22 protein-coding genes are annotated in these 18,931 nt (G+C 64.0%); 15 read left to right on the top strand and 7 right to left on the bottom strand.

Annotated features, from left to right (window positions below):
* The first annotated feature begins 9 nt into the window (after positions 1–9).
* Both NKH49_RS08035 and NKH49_RS08030 read left to right on the top strand, forming a co-directional pair.
* On the top strand, positions 10–378 hold the full coding sequence (locus tag NKH49_RS08035) for an endonuclease domain-containing protein (RefSeq protein ID WP_352472114.1): 369 nt from the start codon (positions 10–12) through the stop codon (positions 376–378).
* 90 nt (positions 379–468) lie between these two features.
* Positions 469–966 (top strand): GNAT family N-acetyltransferase, encoded by a 498-nt coding sequence (locus tag NKH49_RS08030; protein WP_352925856.1) that lies wholly within the window; start codon positions 469–471, stop codon positions 964–966.
* 179 nt (positions 967–1,145) lie between these two features.
* Here the strand turns inward: NKH49_RS08030 and NKH49_RS34910 are convergent, their stop codons facing one another.
* The 4 genes from NKH49_RS34910 to NKH49_RS08010 form a co-directional block, all read right to left on the bottom strand.
* On the bottom strand, positions 1,146–1,775 hold the full coding sequence (locus NKH49_RS34910; RefSeq protein ID WP_502907849.1) for a DUF982 domain-containing protein: 630 nt from the start codon (positions 1,773–1,775) through the stop codon (positions 1,146–1,148).
* On the bottom strand, positions 1,772–1,987 hold the full coding sequence (locus tag NKH49_RS08020) for a hypothetical protein (protein WP_254819654.1): 216 nt from the start codon (positions 1,985–1,987) through the stop codon (positions 1,772–1,774). The genes NKH49_RS34910 and NKH49_RS08020 overlap by 4 nt, the downstream gene beginning before the upstream one ends.
* Before the next feature lie 103 nt (positions 1,988–2,090).
* Positions 2,091–3,722: a chaperonin GroEL gene (gene groL / locus NKH49_RS08015; RefSeq protein WP_352472117.1), complete on the bottom strand. Its 1,632-nt coding sequence runs from the start codon at positions 3,720–3,722 to the stop codon at positions 2,091–2,093.
* 57 nt (positions 3,723–3,779) lie between these two features.
* Positions 3,780–4,094, bottom strand: coding sequence for a co-chaperone GroES (locus NKH49_RS08010; protein ID WP_352925854.1), 315 nt, complete (start codon positions 4,092–4,094; stop codon positions 3,780–3,782).
* A gap of 339 nt (positions 4,095–4,433) precedes the next feature.
* Here NKH49_RS08010 and NKH49_RS08005 point away from each other — a divergent pair, with 339 nt between their 5' ends.
* On the top strand, positions 4,434–4,703 hold the full coding sequence (locus NKH49_RS08005; protein ID WP_352457304.1) for an usg protein: 270 nt from the start codon (positions 4,434–4,436) through the stop codon (positions 4,701–4,703).
* 114 nt (positions 4,704–4,817) lie between these two features.
* Here NKH49_RS08005 and NKH49_RS08000 read toward each other — a convergent pair whose 3' ends face one another.
* Together NKH49_RS08000 and NKH49_RS07995 are read right to left on the bottom strand one after the other, a co-directional pair.
* A complete protein-coding gene (locus NKH49_RS08000) occupies positions 4,818–5,081 on the bottom strand; it encodes a DUF982 domain-containing protein (RefSeq protein WP_352501214.1) in 264 nt (87 codons plus the stop codon).
* Positions 5,082–5,218: 137 nt separating this feature from the next.
* On the bottom strand, positions 5,219–5,431 hold the full coding sequence (locus NKH49_RS07995; protein WP_245274651.1) for a hypothetical protein: 213 nt from the start codon (positions 5,429–5,431) through the stop codon (positions 5,219–5,221).
* A 344-nt stretch (positions 5,432–5,775) separates the two neighbouring features.
* On the opposite strand from NKH49_RS07995, the gene NKH49_RS07990 reads away from it, so the two are divergent.
* The 9 genes from NKH49_RS07990 (at position 5,776) to NKH49_RS07950 (ending at position 13,470) form a co-directional block, all read left to right on the top strand.
* Positions 5,776–6,252: an Hsp20 family protein gene (locus NKH49_RS07990; protein ID WP_352453511.1), complete on the top strand. Its 477-nt coding sequence runs from the start codon at positions 5,776–5,778 to the stop codon at positions 6,250–6,252.
* Between the two features lie 29 nt (positions 6,253–6,281).
* The gene (locus NKH49_RS07985) at positions 6,282–6,803 is read left to right on the top strand and encodes an Hsp20/alpha crystallin family protein (RefSeq protein WP_352472123.1); all 522 of its coding nucleotides are present in this window, start codon (positions 6,282–6,284) and stop codon (positions 6,801–6,803) included.
* Between the two features lie 63 nt (positions 6,804–6,866).
* Complete coding sequence (locus tag NKH49_RS07980; RefSeq protein ID WP_352775650.1) at positions 6,867–7,544, top strand: hypothetical protein; 678 nt, start codon at positions 6,867–6,869, stop codon at positions 7,542–7,544.
* 109 nt (positions 7,545–7,653) lie between these two features.
* The gene (locus tag NKH49_RS07975) at positions 7,654–8,256 is read left to right on the top strand and encodes a CDP-alcohol phosphatidyltransferase family protein (RefSeq protein WP_352925852.1); all 603 of its coding nucleotides are present in this window, start codon (positions 7,654–7,656) and stop codon (positions 8,254–8,256) included.
* A gap of 26 nt (positions 8,257–8,282) precedes the next feature.
* On the top strand, positions 8,283–10,070 hold the full coding sequence (locus tag NKH49_RS07970; RefSeq protein WP_352925850.1) for a bifunctional alpha/beta hydrolase/class I SAM-dependent methyltransferase: 1,788 nt from the start codon (positions 8,283–8,285) through the stop codon (positions 10,068–10,070).
* Positions 10,071–10,072: 2 nt separating this feature from the next.
* A complete protein-coding gene (locus NKH49_RS07965; protein WP_352925848.1) occupies positions 10,073–11,416 on the top strand; it encodes a phosphatase PAP2/dual specificity phosphatase family protein in 1,344 nt (447 codons plus the stop codon).
* A complete protein-coding gene (locus tag NKH49_RS07960) occupies positions 11,413–11,841 on the top strand; it encodes a hypothetical protein (protein WP_352501219.1) in 429 nt (142 codons plus the stop codon). Before NKH49_RS07965 ends, NKH49_RS07960 begins: the two co-directional genes overlap by 4 nt.
* An 8-nt stretch (positions 11,842–11,849) precedes the next feature.
* The gene (locus NKH49_RS07955; protein ID WP_352925846.1) at positions 11,850–12,512 is read left to right on the top strand and encodes a lysophospholipid acyltransferase family protein; all 663 of its coding nucleotides are present in this window, start codon (positions 11,850–11,852) and stop codon (positions 12,510–12,512) included.
* Positions 12,513–12,534: 22 nt separating this feature from the next.
* Complete coding sequence (locus tag NKH49_RS07950) at positions 12,535–13,470, top strand: phosphatidate cytidylyltransferase (RefSeq protein WP_023675663.1); 936 nt, start codon at positions 12,535–12,537, stop codon at positions 13,468–13,470.
* Between the two features lie 124 nt (positions 13,471–13,594).
* On the opposite strand, the gene NKH49_RS07945 is transcribed toward NKH49_RS07950, so the two are convergent.
* Positions 13,595–15,592, bottom strand: a complete 1,998-nt coding sequence (locus NKH49_RS07945; RefSeq protein ID WP_352925844.1) for an AI-2E family transporter — start codon at positions 15,590–15,592, stop codon at positions 13,595–13,597.
* Between the two features lie 260 nt (positions 15,593–15,852).
* Between NKH49_RS07945 and NKH49_RS07940 the strand changes: the two genes are divergently transcribed.
* The 3 genes from NKH49_RS07940 (at position 15,853) to NKH49_RS07930 (ending at position 18,837) form a co-directional block, all read left to right on the top strand.
* Positions 15,853–16,140, top strand: a complete 288-nt coding sequence (locus tag NKH49_RS07940) for a hypothetical protein (protein ID WP_352501220.1) — start codon at positions 15,853–15,855, stop codon at positions 16,138–16,140.
* A gap of 312 nt (positions 16,141–16,452) precedes the next feature.
* A complete protein-coding gene (locus tag NKH49_RS07935; protein ID WP_023675660.1) occupies positions 16,453–16,674 on the top strand; it encodes an alkylphosphonate utilization protein in 222 nt (73 codons plus the stop codon).
* Positions 16,675–16,866: 192 nt separating this feature from the next.
* Positions 16,867–18,837: an acyltransferase family protein gene (locus tag NKH49_RS07930; RefSeq protein ID WP_352925842.1), complete on the top strand. Its 1,971-nt coding sequence runs from the start codon at positions 16,867–16,869 to the stop codon at positions 18,835–18,837.
* The last annotated feature ends 94 nt before the right edge of the window (positions 18,838–18,931 follow it).

Here is an 18,931-nt window from a genome sequence, read left to right as displayed (position 1 = left end):
ATAGAAGTAGTGAATCACTATCCCGTACCTCCCCGTAACCGCGGCAATGCGCGCAAGATGCGCAAGGCCATGACGGATGCCGAGCTGAAGCTCTGGAATGAGGTCAGGGCGCATCGACTCATGGGGCTGGCATTTCGGCGGCAGATGCCAATTGCAGGCCATATTGTCGATTTTGCCTGCCCGGACAAAAAGCTGATTGTCGAACTGGATGGCTCCCAGCATGCCCGGGCCGATGCCTCAATATCGGACGCTACCAGAAGCGCACGGCTTGAAGCGCTGGGCTGGACTATCCTGCGGTTCTGGAACGACGACGTCATTCGCGATATCGACAATGTCTGCCAGCACATAGTCATGGTGGCCGGCGCGGATGTGCGCTGAACTCAGCCGTGCAGGGCCGGCGGGACAGCACCTCTCTGTCTTGCCGGACATCTCCGCTCAAAAGGGGCAGGTTTCTGAGGCGAGGTGCCAATGACCCAAATAAGAACCATGACCGAACAGGACGTTCCGGCGGTGTCGCGGCTGCTTGGAGGGTCCTGGCGACACACCTATTCGCCAATCCTGGGTGCCGAGACGACGGCACGGCTGTCGGATGACAAGCATGCGCCGGAGCGGCTAACGGAAGAGCTTGGGGACGACAGCAAGATGTCGTTCGTGGCCGAAAGGCCGGACGGCTCGCTCGCCGGTTATGCGATGGCAGCGATGGACGACAAGGGCGAGGTCATGCTCGAGCGGCTCCATATAGACAAAAGCGAGTACGGCACCGGCCTTGCCGCCGACCTGCTGCATGCCGTTCTTGCCGCGCATGCGGGTATTCCCAGCATCGCCCTGGAAGTCACCGAGGGCAACGACCGCGCAATCGCCTTCTATCGCAAGCACGGCTTCGAGGTCGTCGAGCGCCGGCCGGCTGCACACGGGGTGGGCGGCCATGCCTCGCTGATCATGCGCCGGCTGCTACCGATGGCTTAGTAGGCGAAAGCGGCTGAGCGCGTAATCTCCCCCCCTCGAGGGGGAGATGGCCTGCAGGCCAGAGGCGCCAGCTTTCTCTTTCGTCCAACATGGCGTCGCGCCAGGACGTACCGACCCCCTCTGTCGCCTTCGGCGACATTTCCCCCTCAAGGGGGGAGATTGGCGACTTCTCCAACTGCTCAGGCCGGGGCGTTGACGCGCTGTGCGCGCGTTGCCCAGTCGGCAACCGTGGCGCCAGCAACGCTCTCGCCGGCAACCATCCCGTTCGTCTGCGGCGCAAGCAGGTCGTTGCGGCGGGCGAAGGCAACGAAGGTGGCGCGCGCCGTCTCGGCGTCGATCTCTCCTTCCAGTGCTGCACGGCACGCTTTTGCGGCGATGTCATGCGCGGCCGTCCGGCTCGTTGCCGGCCACTCAGCCAAAAGCGCATAGGCCTCAGCCGCGCTTTCTATCTTCGTCGGCGTACCGAGGCCGGTGAGGATGGTAACCGGCTTGTCGAACGAAGCACGATCCATGACACTCTCCTTTCCTGGCTCAATCGGCTGCTTGCGGAACTCAACCGCGCGGGCGCTTCGATCCGCCTGCAGGACGGCGTCGATCGGTGAATGCAATACGGCTTGCATGCCCGGCCGCGGCAGCAGCCGATGCCCCTTGACCAGCGCCTCGAGCCAGGCCGCCACGCCCAGCGGCGGATGTTCGCGCCCGTAGAGCCACGCCTTTGCCTTGGCGAGCGGGTAACCCGCCTCTTCGGCGAAATCGGTTTCCGACCAACGCAGCAGGCGCAGGCATTCGCGCATCCGCGCCGCGATCATTTGCGCTCCTCCGTGCCGGCCCCCACGCGTTGAGCCGACAGAAACATCAGCGTGTAGGCCGCCTTGCGGCGGTCCCAGCCGGCCGACTCGGCCATATCCAGCAAGCCGTCGACCAAAGGCGCCAGCGCCGCCCTGCAGTCGGCTTCATAGTTGAAATCGTTTTTCGGGCGGGTCGGCGCCGCGATCTTTCCAAAACTGTCCATCATATCCATGGCAACACCTGCTCAGCATTAGTCCCGGACCGGCAAGACCGTGCCCGCTTTTGGCGGGCACGGTCCATCTGCCGTTTCGAAGTCGCGCTTTGGAAGCCTGGCCTTAGAAGTCCATGCCGCCACCGCCGGGCATGGCCGGTGCGGCAGCTTCCTTCTTCGGCTTCTCGGCCACCATCGCCTCGGTCGTCACCAGCAGGCCGGCAACAGAGGCGGCACCCTGGAGAGCAGTGCGCACGACCTTGGCCGGGTCGATGACGCCTTGACTGTAGAGGTCGCCGAACTCGTTGGTCTGCGCGTTCCAGCCATAGCCGAACTCGCCCGTCTCGCGCAGCTTGCCGACGATGATCGAACCTTCGGCGCCGGCATTCTCGGCGATCTGGCGCACCGGCGCTTCGATGGCGCGACGCACGATGTCGACACCGGTCTTCTGATCGGGATTGTCGACGACGACATTATCGAGCGCCTTCGCCGCTCTCAGCAGCGCCACGCCGCCGCCGGGCAGGATGCCCTCCTCAACCGCCGCGCGTGTGGCGTGCATGGCGTCGTCGACGCGATCCTTGCGCTCCTTGACCTCGATCTCGGTCGAGCCGCCGACACGGATGACGGCGACGCCGCCGGCGAGCTTGGCCAGCCGCTCCTGCAGCTTTTCGCGGTCGTAGTCGGAGGTGGTTTCCTCGATCTGCGCCTTGATCTGGCTGATGCGCGCATGGATTTCATCCTTGCGGCCGGCGCCGTCGACGATGGTGGTGTTCTCCTTCTCGATCAGCACCTTCTTGGCGCGGCCGAGCATCTCCAGTGTGACGTTCTCGAGCTTGATGCCGAGGTCCTCCGAGATCGCCGTGCCGCCGGTCAGGATGGCAATATCCTCCAGCATGGCCTTGCGGCGATCGCCGAAGCCCGGTGCCTTGACGGCCGCGACCTTCAGGCCGCCGCGCAGCTTGTTGACGACCAGCGTCGCCAGCGCCTCGCCCTCGACGTCCTCGGCGATGATCAACAGCGGCTTGCCGGATTGCACGGCGGCTTCGAGCACAGGAAGCATGGCCTGCAGGTTGGACAGCTTCTTCTCGTGGATCAGCACATAGGGTTCTTCGAGTTCGACGCGCATCTTATCCTGATTGGTGATGAAATAGGGCGAGAGGTACCCACGGTCGAACTGCATGCCTTCGACCACTTCCAACTCGGTCTCAGCGGTCTTCGCTTCCTCGACAGTGATGACACCCTCATTGCCAACCTTTTCCATCGCCTCTGCGAGGAAGCGGCCGATCTCGGCATCGCCATTGGCAGAGATGGCGCCGACCTGAGCGATTTCGTCGTTCCTGGTCACCTTGCGGGCATTGGATTTCAGGTCGGCGACCACGGCGTCGACCGCCTTGTCGATGCCGCGCTTCAAATCCATCGGGTTCATGCCGGCAGCGACCGCCTTGGCCCCTTCCCTGACAATGGCCTGAGCAAGAATCGTCGCGGTCGTGGTGCCATCGCCTGCGGTGTCGCTGGTCTTCGAAGCAACTTCGCGGACCATCTGAGCGCCCATGTTCTCGAACTTGTCCTCGAGCTCGATCTCTTTTGCCACCGTCACGCCGTCCTTGGTGATGCGCGGCGCGCCGAACGATTTGTCGAAGACAACGTTGCGGCCCTTGGGACCGAGCGTCACCTTCACCGCATTGGCAAGCATATCGACACCGCGTAACATCTTCTCGCGGGCTTCGGTATGAAATTTCACATCTTTGGCAGCCATTGGAACACTCCTCGATAGGCAGCTTTTCGTTGACTGGAATGCTTGTTCAGGCCCCGCTCAGGCAGCCTTCTTCATTTCGCCCGTGGCTTCGATCACGCCCAGCACGTCGCTCTCTTTCATGATGAGCAGATCCTCGCCATTGAGCTTGATCTCGGTGCCGGACCATTTGCCGAACAAAATGCGGTCGCCGACCTTGACGTCGAGCGGCTGCAATTGGCCGCTGTCGTCGCGCCCGCCCGGACCGGCGGCAATGACCTCGCCCTCCTGCGGCTTCTCCTTGGCGGTGTCGGGGATGATGATGCCGCCCGCGGTCTTTTCGTCGACCTCGATGCGGCGGACCAGGATGCGGTCATGCAATGGACGGAACGCCATGTCGTTCTCCTCTCGGGACAAACAGATTTTCGAACATCCTCCTGACCGGACCGGCAATATCGGCCCGGCACGGGGTGCGCGATCTCTTCTTCAGGCATCGCGCGCATACGAACTAGTCGCGCTTTTTTCAGCTTTCAAGAGGATCATGCAAAAATTTTAGCACTCGACGCCTGAGAGTGCCAATACGCTGTAATTGTTCGCACATTCGCCGTTTCCGGCGCGATGACCCGGCCGGATTTCCAAATCTGTCCGTCTCCTGAGCCGCTTGCCGGCGGCTGGAACCTATGTGGAAGGCGAGGCGTTTTGCAGACCGAGGTTCATTGGGAAAGGAAGGATTGCATGACCAGCAGGGACTTTCAGCTCCAGATGCAAGGGTTTGGCCTCACCACGGCGGAGATCCACTACCGTCTGCCCGATCATCGAAGCCTGCTTCAGCTCTATATCTGGCAGGAATACGATATCGCCCCTGATTTCCCGACGCTGAAGCATTTCCTCGATTTCTGGGAGCGCGAGATCGAAGGCCCGCTGCATTCGGTGCGCGTGGCTCATCACCGTCTGATCCAACCGTCCGAATGGCGGGCCGTAAACGGCATTATCACCGTCCACTGAGGAGCAAGCCGATCTGCCGCCAGACAGCAAACAAAGTGCCTCCGAAGCGGGGGAAAGAGGTAGCTGACTCTCCCCCACTTGTTTTGGATCTCACAATATCGGAGGGCGTCCGGACTAGCCGGCGTGGTCGACAGGCTTGCGGGCGAGCAATCCAGCCTTGCGCGCCGCCCTGACGAAGGCCTTGCGCGCATCACGCGCGGTGCGCCAGCCGTCGAGCGCGTCGCGGCAGGTCCGATAGGCGGCGCGCCAGCTCCGGCCGCGTGCACGGTCCGGCCACTGTTGGCGCATGCATTCGATGGCTTCCCAACTGCTGGCGACCTTGCGCTCGCTCGATTGGAATTTCAACGTGATCGGCTCGGCGAAGCGGACGTCGTCCATCACTTCCTCCTTGTTTTCTGATCGTCTTCTTGTTTGAGCAAGCAACGTTATGCTGGCGGCACCGGCGGCCGGCCGGCGCCGCTGAAGGACATGGTTCGTCCCTTTGCGCGGTTCAAGAGCATCGCGGCAACAGCCGGTTATTCCTCCTCGTCCGGCCCTTGCAGCAGTTCGATCAGCGTCGCTACCCTTGCCGTCGGCAGCGGTCGGCCCTCGTTCACCAGCGCCTCGTCGGCGGCGATCCAGGCCAGGGCCTCGCGCAATTCCTGGACCGTCCCGTCCGTCGCCGCAATGTCGGCGATCACGGCTTCGTCGACCGGGCCCAGCACAGAAATGATCTCGTCGCGTGTCATGGTCAGCTCCATCTGCGAGTGCGGGAACGGGCCCGGCAACACAAGAAATCTGGGTCTTGACCTGCTGCAGACAATAACCGGCCGGGGAAGTCAGCGTTGGCAATTGAAACCAGACAGGCAATCTCGTGCCGGACATCTCCCCACTTGTGGCGAGATTGGCAGCCCCGCCGAACCGACCGAAAACCGGCCCAAAAACCGGCAACGCGAGAGCCACCGGGGTCTTGACTTGCGGCGGACAATAACCAGATCGAAGGCACCGGTCGCCGAAATGGGGCCGGCGGAACCAGGGAGCGCCAGCTCTTTGGCGCCCCTCGTATCTATGTTGCTCGATGGAGGATGTAGCTATGAGAACCGCATTCGACTTTTCCCCGCTCTATCGGTCGAGCATCGGCTTCGACCGCGTCTTCAACCTGCTGGAAAATGCTCCGCAGGCCTTCGACGCCTGGCCGCCCTATGACATCGCGCGCAGCGGCGAGAACAACTACCGCGTCACCATCGCCGTAGCCGGGTTTTCCGAGGACGACCTCGAAATCACCCATGAACCCAACCTCCTGATTGTCTCCGGCCAGCACAAGGAGCCGGACAACGCGGAGTATCTGCATCATGGCCTCGCCACACGGCCCTTTACCCGCCGTTTCGAGCTTGCCGATCACGTCAAGGTCGCAGGCGCCTCGCTCGACAACGGCCTGCTCAGCATCGATCTGGTACGTGAGGTGCCAGAGGAGATGAAGCCTCGGCGCATCGCCATCGCGACCGATGTCGCCTCGCCGAAGACCGGGCCGAAGGTCGCGCAGGGCGAAGCAAACAAGCAGGCTGCCTGAATGCACCAGTCGAGAAAGGAGACTATGCAATGGCTATTCGTGATCTCATTCCGTGGGGCCGGGAGAACAATCAGCCCCCCAGCCTGTTCCGCAACGGCGACGGCGATCCCTTCCTGACGCTGCATCGCGAAATGAACCGCCTGTTCGACGAGGCGTTCCGCGGCTTCGACGCGAGGCTGCCGTCGCTCGGCGGCTTCTCCGCTGCCCGCGCCAGCTGGCCGAGTGTCGAAATCTCCGATAGCGAAAAGGAGATCCGCGTCACCGCCGAGATCCCCGGCATGGACGAGAAAGACGTCGAGTTGCTGCTCGATGACGGCGTGCTGACGCTGCGCGGCGAGAAGCGCGAAGAGACCGAGGACAAGGACAGGCAGTTCTCCGAACGCTTCTATGGCCGTTTCGAGCGGCGTATCCCGCTCGGCTACGAAGTCGACGAAGACAAGGTGAACGCCGCGTTCCGGAACGGTGTGCTCAGCGTGACGCTGCCCAAGACGGAGCGCGCCCAGGCAAAGGCCAAGCGTATCGCCATCACCGGCGGCGACGGCAAGTCCTGACGGCTCGTAGGACGACGTCCCTTCTGCCTGCCGGTTCCGGCGGGCAGAAGCGGGCAAATGTCGATGACCCGTTCTCCCGACGCTCCGGTTCCGCCTGACCAGGCGCAGCACGCCCTGCAGTGCCTGACGACCGAGCATTTCGTGCTGCAAAACGCTCGCGCCGCGACCATTCAGGAAGCGAACCAGAGAGCCGATCTGTTCCTGACCTCGGTCTCAAGCGCAACGATTGCCTTGTCCTTCGTCGCGCAGGTCACGGAGATGGGCAGGCCGTTCGTGTTGTTCAGCCTGATCTTGCTGCCTTGCCTTTTCTTCATCGGACTGGTCACCTTTGTGCGCGCGGTGCAGGTTGCCATCGAGGACATGGTGCATGCCCGCGGCATGGCCAGGATCCGCCACTATTTCGTCGAACTGGCGCCGGTCCTGCAAAGATACCTCGTCAATTCCACGCATGACGACCCCTCGGCGGTGCTGGTCGACAAGGGCCTCAGACCCTCGCCGCTGCAATATTTCATGACCACCGCGGGGATGGTGGGCACGATCAACGGCGCCATTGCCGGCGTCTTCACCGGCATCGTTGTTAAGTCCGCTTTCGGCGGGGGCATGTCGCCCGGCGTGATTTGCGGGCTGGCGGTCTTCGCGACATGCATTCTCATCCTGCGGCGCTATCATAGTCGCGCCTGGGCGGCGGCCGAAGAAAGCTTGCCCGCACGGTTCCCGGGCGACAATGGCAGGGAAAGCTAGCGCCGACATATCCGGATGTCGAAAAGTGGCAGGGCGCCGCCCTTGCGTCTTGCGCGCCAATTGACCATCCTCGCCAACATCATTTGCACCGCGGCCGGGGGGTTCGCATATGCCGACGCTTTATGCGCTGAAACCGGCCTTCCAGGCCAGGCTGCGGCCGCTTGCCGATGGCCTGGCCAGGGCCGGCGTCACCGCCAACCAGATCACACTGCTGGCCGCTGCCCTCTCGCTCGCCGCCGGCCTTGCGGTGGCAGTCCTTGCAGGCCATCGCGCGGTCTTTCTGCTGATGCCGCTCGTGCTGTTTGCGCGAATGGCGCTGAATGCGATCGACGGCATGCTCGCAAGGGAACATGGCCAGGCCTCGAAGCTCGGCATGTATCTCAACGAGCTTTGTGATGTCGTCTCCGATCTCGCTTTGATCCTGGCCTTTGCCGTCATTTTTCCTGCCTGGGGCGTCGTTGCATTCGCGATCGCGGCTATGATCACGGAGTTCGCCGGCGTGCTCGGCATCGCCGCCGGAACCGGGCGCAACTATGCCGGCCCGTTCGGCAAAAGCGACCGGGCGCTGGCGCTTGGCATCCTCGCCGTGCTTATCGCGTCCGGCCTGTGGGTCCCGGCGCTCACGCCGCTCGTGTTTCCGGCCATGGCTACACTCTCGCTGGCGACCGCCATCAACCGGATACGCAGCGGCCTTAACGGGAGCGGCAGCTGAATTCCGGTCTCGCCAGGGAGAATAACATGCTTCACCAACAGACGGTTGCCGCGGTGGCTCCAGCCAATATCGAGCGGGTGGCGCAGGAGCGCAGCTTCAAGAGCCATGACGGCACCGAGATCTTCTACCGCTATTGGCCGGCGCTGTCGGAAAACCGCAAGGGCGCCATCCTGCTGTTCCATCGCGGCCACGAGCATGGCGGCCGCATGGCGCATCTGGTCGACGAGCTCCAGATGCCCGATCACGCCTTCTATGCCTGGGACGCGCGCGGCAATGGCCGCTCCGCCGGCGAACGCGGCTATGCGCCGTCGTTTGCGGTGCTGGTGCGCGACATCGATTGCTTCGTGCGCGAGATCGGCAGCGACGGCTTTGCCCGGCGCGACATCGCGCTGATCGCGCAATCCTTCGGCGCCGTGCTTGCCGCCGCCTGGGTGCATGACTATGCGCCTGACATTCGCGCCCTGGTGCTGGCCTCGCCGGCCTTCTCGGTCAAGCTCTACGTACCCTTCGCCAAGCAGGGCATTGCGTTGTGGCAGAAGCTGAAGGGCCGCTTCTTCGTCAATTCCTACGTCAAGGCGAAATTCCTGACGCATGATCCCGAGCGCATCGCCTCCTTCGACGCCGACCCGCTGATCACCCGGCCGATCGCCTCCAACATCCTGGTCGAGCTCTACGATCATGCCGCGCGCATCGTCGCCGATGCCCGCGCAATCACCGTGCCGACACAGCTTCTGATCTCCGGCAGCGACTGGGTGGTGCGGCATGGACCGCAGCACGAATTCTTCGTCAATCTGGCGAGCCCGGCCAAGGAGCGGCACGTGCTGCCCGGCTTCTTCCACGACACGCTGGGCGAGCGCGACCGCCACAAGGCACTCGACCTGATCAGGCCCTTCCTCGAAAAGCAGTTCGCGGCGCCGGAAGAGCCGGTCGACCTGACCGGGGCCGACCGTGCCGGCTACACACGCGACGAGGCCGACCGGCTGGCCTCGCCGCTGCCGCTGCTGTCTCCCAGGGGGCTCTACTGGGCAATGAGCCGCGCCTCGATCCGCATGGGCGCCTGGCTGTCGTCCGGCATGAAGACGGGGATTGCCACCGGCTTCGATTCCGGCTCGACGCTCGACTATGTCTATGAGAACGAGGCGCGCGGCATCAGCCCCATTGGCCGCATGATCGACCGCACCTTTCTCGATGCCATCGGCTGGCGCGGCATCCGCCAGCGCAAGCTGCATCTGGAGGAGCTGATCGGCAGCGCAGTTGAGACGCTGAAGGCCGCCGGCCGGCCGGTCCATATCGTCGATATCGCCGCCGGCCATGGCCGCTACGTGCTCGATGCCGTGCAGAAAGGCGCGGCGCCGCCGGCAAGCGTGCGGCTGCAGGATTTCTCCGAGCTCAACGTCTCGCTCGGCCGCAAGCTGATCGCCGAGCGCCAGCTGCCGGCGACCGTCTCGTTCCATCGAGGTGACGCCTTCGACGCCACGCTGCTGGCCGGGCTCGACCCGGCGCCGGATCTCGCCATCGTCTCGGGGCTCTACGAATTGTTTTCCGACAATGCCATGATCGCCCGCTCGCTCGGTGGACTGGCCAGCGCCATGCAGCCCGGAAGCCTGCTGGTCTACACCAACCAGCCTTGGCATCCGCAGCTCGAGATGATCGCGCGCAGCCTGACCTCGCACCGCGGCGGCCAGGCATGGGTGATGCGCCGCCGCACGCAGACCGAGATGGACCAGTTGGTGGCGGCCGCCGGCTTCGAGAAGCTCGACCAGCGCATCGACCAGTGGGGCATCTTCACCGTTTCGGTCGCGCGGCGCGTCTGAGCATGGACCTGCCTGCCTGTGCCTCACCTCGCGATGCCGCTGCCCTTCCGGCCTTGCCGCGCGAGCCGTATGCCGGAATAGTCCTGCGCGCCGCATTGTGGCTGGCATTTCTGGCGCCGTTCTTCTACGCCACCTACGGCTTCGCCAATTGGCTGGCGTCGCGGCGCGACGACGTCGGCAGCATCGTCTTTGGCTGGGAGCATGGCATCCCGTTCCTTGCCTGGACGATCGTGCCCTACTGGTCGATCAACCTGTTCTACGGCTTGTCGCTGCTGTTGAACAATTCGAAGAGCGGCGTCGACCGCCTCGCCGGCCGCTATCTGACGGCACAGATCGTCGCCGTCGCCTGCTTCATCCTGTTCCCGCTGACTGCCACGTTCGTGCGCCTGCAGACGAGCGGTCTGCCCGGCTTCATGTTCGCCGTACTCGGCGGCTTCGACAAACCCTTCAACCAGGCGCCGTCGCTGCATATCGCGCTGCTGGTCATCATCTGGGACCATTGGCGTCACAGATTGGCCGGCATCGCCGGCTTCGCCTGGCATGTCTGGTGTTTCCTGATCGGCGCCTCGGTGCTGACGACGTGGCAGCACCATTTCATCGACATACCGACCGGCGCGCTGCTCGGCCTTTTCGCGCTGTGGCTGTTTCCGCGCGACGGCGCCTTGCCTTTCGCCGGCTTCCGCCTGACCGCGGACCCGAAAGCGCGGCTCCTGGCGCTGTTCTATGCGCTTGGCGCAGCCTTTGCGCTGGCCGGCGCTGCCGCCGGCGCATTGGTCTCGGCGCTGTGGCTCATCCTGTTGTGGCCGGCACTGGCGCTGGCCATAGTCGCTTTCGCCTATGCCGGCGCCGGCGCCAAGGTGTTCCAGAAAACAGCCGATGGCCGCGTGTCGCTGGCCAGCCGTCTTCTGCTGTGGCCCTACCGGGTTGCCGCCAAGGTCAATGTGTGGGCATGGACGCGAAAGCTCCCGGCGCAGATCGTCATTGCCGACGGTGTTTCCCTTGGCCGTTTTCCGACCGCCGCCGAGGCCGACGCCTTCGGCACGGTGATCGACCTTGCCGGCGAATTGGAACGGCCGCGTGGCGCCTCGATCCGATGGTTGAGCCTGCCCATGGTCGACCTTTTGCCGCCGTCTCGCGAGGCGCGTGCGCAAGCGGTGGCGGCGATCGAGACGGCGCAGAGCCAGGGCACGGTGCTGGTCTGCTGTGCGCTCGGCTTCCAGCGCAGCGCCGCCGTCGTCGCCGAATGGCTGGTCGCCAGCGGCCGGGCCGCCACGCCGGATCAGGCGCGAGGCCAGCTCGCCGCCGCGGGCCGACCTGTGCATCTTGGCATGGACGCGGCGACATGACCGCCTTTCGAGATAAGGCCGAGACGTTCGCCGCCGGACTGATGGTGCAGGTGGCGTGGCCGCTGCTGTTGATTGCTGCTGCCTTGCTGGCGGCGCCGGTCATCGGCCTGGCGACTGCGCCGCAAACATCGTCGCTGTCCGCGGCGGCCTGGCTGATCGCCGCCGCGGGTGCCATAGCCACAATTATTCTCTCGGCCCTGCTTTTGTTCGACGCGCTGCTGTTCCGGCTGATGGCCAGCCACGCCAGCGAGGCAGGCGGCGCTGCGGCGATCGACGACGTGCTGGCGCGCATGCGGCTGAAACCCACGGCGGCCGGTGGCCGCTCGCTCGACCAGCGGATGGCCGGCACGCGCCGTCTGCTCGCCAAGCAGCGTATCGCCTTCAGCCTGTTCGCGGCGGCCTCGGTCGTCGCGGCATTCTTTTGAGCCCGTCCATGACAAAGCTTCGCGTCAGCACCTATACCCTGCTGCAGACGGCGACCTCGATCGGCCTGTCGGCACTGGCCTGGGTGGTCACCGGCGTGCGGCCGATCTGGAACGGCAGCCAGCCGTCGGACCGGCAGCGCATCTACTTCGCCAACCATGCCAGCCACGGCGATTTCATCCTGCTGTCGGCCTGCCTCAGCGAGAAGGAACGCGCCCGTACCCATGCGGTGGCGGCCGCCGATTATTGGAGCAAGTCGCAGCTGCGCCGTTTCATTGCCGAGGACATGCTGTCTTCCGTGCTGATCCACCGGCAGTGGACGGATGAAACGCAGCACCCGATCTCGATCATGCTGTCGGTGCTCGACCAGGGCCATTCGCTGATCCTGTTTCCCGAAGGCACGCGCAACATGACCGACGAACCGCTGCTGCCGTTCCGTTCCGGCCTCTACAATCTGTCGATGGCGCGGCCCGATGTCGAGCTCATCCCGTGCTGGATCGAGAACATGTCGCGGGTGCTGCCCAAGGGCCAATTCGTGCCGGTGCCGCTGCTTTGCCGCGTCGTCTTCGGCGCGCCGATCGCCATTCAACCGGGTGAGGAACGCCGCGCCTTTCTCGACCGCGCCCGCGAAACGCTGCTGGCGCTCAACCCCCGGCCGCAGCTAGACGATTGAGGACCAAGGCAAAATGCTGCCGATGATGCACGAAACCCTCATTCTGATTGTCGGCCTGCTGGCGGTGCTGATCAGCGCCAGCGTCGTCGCCGGCGTCTTGTCATGGCGCGCGCCAAAGCCGTTGTCGCCGACGCTGGTCAACCTCACCCAGCGCATCAATGCCTGGTGGGTGATGGTGGTGGCGATCACCGTCGCCTTCTTCTTCGGCCGCCCCGGCATGACCATCCTGTTCGCGCTGATTTCGTTCGCCGCGCTGCGCGAATTCGTGACGCTGACGCACAGCCGCCGCAGCGACCACTGGGTGCTGCTCGGCATGTTCGGCATCGTCATCCCGTTCCAGTACTGGTTGGTGTGGACCGCCTGGTATGGCCTGTTCACCATCTTCATCCCGGTCTACTGCTTCCTGCTGATGCCGGCGATCACCGCGCTGCACGGCGACACCGAACGCTTTCTCGAGCGCGTCTCGGCGCAGCAATGGGCGGTGATGATTTCGGTCTACTGCGTCAGCCACGTGCCGGCGCTGCTGACGCTCGAGGTGCCAGGCTTCGAAGGCCGCAACCTGTTGCTGATCGCTTTCCTGATCATCACCGTGCAAGGCAGCGACGTGCTGCAATATATTTTCGGCAAGCTGTTCGGCCGGCATCTCCTGGCGCCGACGGTCTCGCCGTCGAAGACCTGGGAGGGGCTGGTCGGCGGGCTGGCGGCATCGAGCCTGCTCGGCGCGCTGCTGTCGTTCCTGACGCCGTTCTCGCCGCTGCAGGCAGCCGGCGTGGCCTTCATCGCCTGCCTGATGGGCTTCCTTGGCGGGCTGGTCGCCTCGGCCATCAAGCGCGATCAGGGCGTCAAGGACTGGGGCCATCTGATCGAAGGCCATGGCGGCATGATGGACCGCGCCGACAGCCTGGTCTTCGCCGCCCCGGTCTTCTTCCATACGGTGCGCTATTTCTGGACTGTATGAAGGTTGGCGCCGTTTGCCGCGGCGGATGGTTCAGCGCGATCTTGCGAAGATAACCTGATCCGTTTCGTTATTACCACTTTCGCGAAAGCGGTAATAACCCGACCTGCCGCGGTCTTCGCCGCGCTCATTTTGCCGCGGCGAGCGGCTCTTTCTTGCGCGCCGGCGTCAGGCGGCGCATGCGGCGTTTGGCGGTGGTCTTCAGCGCCACCGGCGGAGCGCTGGACAACGCACCGAGCACCGCGCCTACCATGCCACGTGCGACGAAATCGGCGTTGATCTCGTTGGCCAATCTGGCATCTGCCTCCTGGTTGTCGCTGTCGGCTTCCGACCACAACACGATGCCCACTCGCAACCTTGGTTTGGTGCGTTTCAGCCGACGGACCAGGAACCGCCCGTGCTTGACGGAATCCCGGTTCAAAAATCCGATGACGACACTATCGACGGCGTCGAGCTCAAGGCGGCGAATGCTCCCCGGTTCCATCTCGGCGAAGCTCGCTCTCAACACCGTCGCGCCCTGGACTTCGAGCACCTGGGCCAGCATGGCGGCCGCCGCGTCGTCGAGTTCGCCGCGCCCGCCGCCGCACAGCACCGACATGCCCGTGCCATCCGGCAGTTCGGTGTACTCCTCGCCCTGAACCTCCCCCTGAACGTGCCTGTCCTCGCGTGAGCCGTTGTCCTCGGCCGCGGCCGTGTCGTCCGCTTCCGCCTCCTCCTGCGCGCTGTCGTCGAGGTTCGCCACCATCGTCAGCGCGCTGCCCGCGACCTGCTGTCTTTGCTCGTCGCTCAGCACACCACGCACCCGGTCCTGCTCGCCGAGCAGAAGTGCGGGGATCGCGACCTTGTCGTAGAACTCGACCAGATATTCTTCGTCCAGCATCTCCTCGGCATGGTCCGTCGCTTCCTCGGGATCGCCGGCCAACAGCCGCTGGTAAAGCCGGGCGTGCGGTTCGAGCACGGGTTCGTTGCCGAACAGAACGTCGAGGAATTCGAACTGCGGCACATGGCGGCCGAGCACGACGAGGCAGACCGTGAGCGGCGTCGACAGAACCAGGCCCAATGGCCCCCAGAGCCAGGTCCAGAATATCGCCGCAACGATGATGGCCAATGGCGACAGCCCGGTGCGCGAGCCGTAGAGCCAGGGTTCGATCACGTTGCCGGTGATCAGTTCGACCACGACGAAAAGCCCTGCGGTCCAGAGCACGAGCGACCAGCCGGGCGCCACGGCAAGCGCCAGGAACAGAGGCAACAGCGTCGCGATGACCGGGCCGATATAGGGAACGAAGCGCAGCGCCAGCGCCAGCAAACCCCACAGCAATGGATTGGGTATGCCCAGCAGCCAAAGTCCGATTGCAATCGGGACGGCATAGACGATGTTCACGACCAGTTGCATGAGCAGATAGCGGCCGACGCGCTTGCCGGCATCCTGCAGCGCCTCGGTGGTTCGATGCAGATCGCCATAGCCGACGAGGCGTATGAAGCGATCGCGCAGGTCCTCCCGCTCGAGCAGCATGAATATGACGACCACGACGATCAGTCCGGCCGATGCCAGCGGGCTCAGCAGCGGGCCGATCAGATTCTGGAGAACCTCGAGCGGTCGTTCGCGCGCGACGATTTCGACCGGGATCGGTTCCCGCGGAGGCTGATCGGCGGCGGGTTGCACGGGCTCGGGTCTGTCGAGTTCCTGGCCGACGCGTTCGATCACCCGGCTCAATCTGGAAACGATGCCGCCGCCGACGCCGGTTTCCTTGAGCGACCGGACCTTGGTCAGGATATTCGCCTGGTAGAGCGGAATGTTCTGCGCCAGTTCACTGACCTGCGTGGCGACGATGAAGGAGAACAGCGCCAGCACGGTGAATGCGCCGAGCACACTGGCGATCACGGCCGGAAGACGCGGAATGCCGGCTCGCTTGAGTGCCGACACCATGGGCACGAGCGCAAAGGTAAGCAGCAGCGCGATTGCGATCGGCAGAAAGACCTCGCGCCCGAAATAGAGCGCCGCGACGGCCGTCACGACCGACGCTACGCTGGGCAACGATGTGCGCGGAAGCGCCCTGGCCGCGGAAACGATGCCCGCCCGCCGGGGCTCCGACAGGTGCGCGTCGTTTCGACGATTTGCCGCCACTTGATACCTCCGCTCCGCCGTCGCCATGATCGGGCATATTGAGCCGGCCTGCAACTTCGCAGCGTCTCACCCAGCTGGACGCCGATTGCCCTGGTCGGCAGCGCGGCAAATTCAGTCATGGTAGAATTTTTTGCATTAATGACGTTACGGGCAATCCTGTTCCATGTCTGCGCCAGAACGTGGAACTTTTGGGTCAAAACACCGTTCCTTCGTAGATCGCTGATGGACAACCTCAAAGCAGCAGCTCAGGAGGAATGATCATGAACTTCAAGACGCTTTGCATGGGCGCGATGGCCCTTTCGATGATGACCGGCGCAGCGCTTGCCGCCGGTGCCACTGGCACTTCGGCGCTCGACGATCCGCAGAAAATGACGCCCTTCTTCACCGACGCCGGCATGAAGACCATGAAGTCGGAAGCCGAATTCAAGGCGGCATGGATGGCCATGTCCACGAGCGACCGGGCCATGATGTTGAAGGAATGCAGCGACGCAGGCATTGCCAAGATGCATGCCGACTTCTGCAAGATGGCCAAGCAGCTCAACAAGTAACCGTCGGCTTCTTGCCAAGCGAAATGGGGGCCAAGCGAAAGGGCGGGCGGCCCTTTCGCGACCTTCCAGTCCGCACTCATACCGGCGGGTGCCTAGCCATTTGAAATCGCGACGCCGGCCGGAGCGGCAATGACATTATGGTCCAGGGGCACCGTCTGCTTGCAACCTGGGTTTTCCGGTCGGCCGTTCCCGCATAGTATTGGCGGACGGCCCGCTTGACGCTTGACCCCGCTTGACGCTTGACCTTGTCGCCGAGCGTGGGATAGGCCGGGGCCCGACCACCTCCCACCGGAGTCCCACGAAAGACCTGCCATGACCGACGCGATCATAAGAGACAGCAATGGCACGGCCCTGCACGAGGGCGACTCCGTGACCCTGATCAAGGATCTCAAGGTCAAAGGCACGTCGGAGACGATCAAGCGCGGCACGCTGGTGAAGAATATTCGCCTCACCGGCAATCCCGGCGAGATCGAATGCAGCACCAGGCAGGTGAAGGGCCTGGTGCTGAAGACCGAGTTTTTGAAAAAGGCGTGATCGCCTCGGCACCCTTCGCTTCGCTTCCATATCAGTGGCTCTCGAATCGCTCATGTGAGTGAACCGCCCACGCGAGGAACTGGAGGAGCCGCGCCCTCCCCCTATGTTGCACTGCGTTAGATTTGTTGCATTGCAATATCGTCGCATCGGGTCGAGCCTCTGCGAGGTGGGCATTCCTTGCATGAGGTGATTGTGTCGGCATCATTTCGGCCTGACATCGAAGGGCTGCGCGCGCTGGCGGTGGCGGGTGTCATCGCCTTCCATTTTGGTCTGTCCGGCCTGCCCGGCGGCTTTGCCGGCGTCGACATCTTCTTCGTCATCTCCGGCTATCTGATCACCCGCCACCTGGTTACGGAAATCACCGAGACCGGGCGGCTGAACCTCTGGCGCTTCTACGCCCGGCGCGCCCGGCGCCTGTTGCCGGCGGCACTGTTCGTCATCCTCGCCACGCTGTTCGCGGGTTACTTCATCCTGTCGCCGGAGGAACAGGCGCTTTACTCGAAAGGCGCCATGTTCGCCTCCGCCTACATGATCAACCTTTGGCTGATCCGCTGGTCGTTCGACTATTTCGCCGCCGACGCCACCAACAACCCGTTCATCCACTTCTGGTCGCTCTCGGTCGAGGAACAGTTCTATTTGGCATGGCCGGCGCTGCTTCTTGCCGCCGCCTGGCTGCGTCCCGGCAAGCGCGCCGCTATAATCGTCATCGGCGTCGCCGGCGCGGCCTCCTTCGCGGCCTGCGCCTGGCTGACGGAAGTGTCGCAGCCCTGGGCCTTCTATTTCTCGCCGCTCAGGGCCTGGGAATTCGCCGCCGGCGGCCTCGCGACCATGGCGCCGGCAAAGATCTGGCGCGACCGGCCGCTGCTGGCCACGCTCCAGGCATGCCTCGGTCTGGCGCTGATCGCCTGGGCCTATCTGATGCTGGACGAAGACTCGCCGTTTCCCGGGGTGAATGCGCTGGCGCCTGTTGTCGGCACCGTGCTGCTGCTGCTCAGCGGCAGCGGCGGCCGCAATCTGCCGAGCGCCCTGCTGGCGCTGCCGCCCATGCAATGGTTGGGCCGGCTGTCCTATTCGCTCTATCTCTGGCACTGGCCGGTCATCGTCTATGCGGCGATGGTGGTTCCCAGCCTGTCCATCCTGGACCGCCTTGCCTGCGCGGCGCTGACGCTGCTTCTGTCGATGTTCACCTATCATTTCATCGAGAACCCGATCCGCCGCAACGGCTGGCTGATGGCCGGAGCAGCGCGGGCGCTGGTGCCCGCCGTCGCGCTGACCGGCGCCGGCGTGGTCGCGGCCTATGGCAATGCGCGCTTTGCCGAGCACAATCTCAGCCCCGAACAGCACGTCATCGCCGACAGCGCCGCGCAGCTCTCTACTGTGCGCGCGAGCAATGGCGGCTGCGTGCTCGATTTCGAGACCGTCAAGCCAAAACCCTGCATGTTCGGCCGCAAGGATGCCCAGCGCTCGGTCGTGCTGTTCGGCGACTCGCATGCCGACCATTGGTCGACGCCGCTGATCAAGGCGGCCGAGAAGAACAATTTTCGCGTCGTCACCTTTCTCAAATCCTCCTGCCGGGCTTCGCGGGTGACGACCTGGAACTGGCGGCTGAAGCGCGACTACACCGAATGCGACCAATGGCGCGAGCAGTCGGTCAAGGACATCATCGCGCTCCACCCGCAACTGGTGGTGATCTCGGAGTTCTCGATCGGCAATGTGATGAAAGAATCGCCCGAGGAGTTGAGGCACGCCGATTGGCAAGCGCAGTGGCGGACGGGCCTCACCTGGACGCTTCAGGCCTTCAGCCAGGCCGGCATCAAGGTCGCGGTCATCAGGGACGTTCCCTACAATGCAAGCTACGCCGACAAATGCGTGGCGCGGGCGCTGTGGCGGGGCCAGACGCCCGCGACATGCGACACGCCGAGGATCATGGCGGCAAACGACGACATCGCCACCATCGAGCGCGATATCGTGCGCTCGACACCGAACGCTGCTTACATCGACATGACCGACCGCTTTTGCGACCAGACCACCTGCCACGTCTTCATCGACGGCAAGCTAGCCTTCCGCGACCGCCACCACCTGGCGACGCCCTTCGCCGAAACGCTGGAACCGGCGGTGGAGCGGGCGCTGTTTTCGGATGTGATGGCGGCGGCTGTAAAGTAACGGTTCCGGATGTTATCGGATCACGACCCAGCCCCTCGGCAAGCAACCATGCGGGGGTCAGCTAAGGATGAGACCCGCCAGGAAAACGGTAAGG

The organism is Mesorhizobium sp. M1088 (assembly GCF_040318575.1).
In the GTDB taxonomy this organism is placed as follows: Bacteria; Pseudomonadota; Alphaproteobacteria; order Rhizobiales; family Rhizobiaceae; genus Mesorhizobium.
This window is presented reverse-complemented; position numbering and strand designations above follow the sequence as displayed.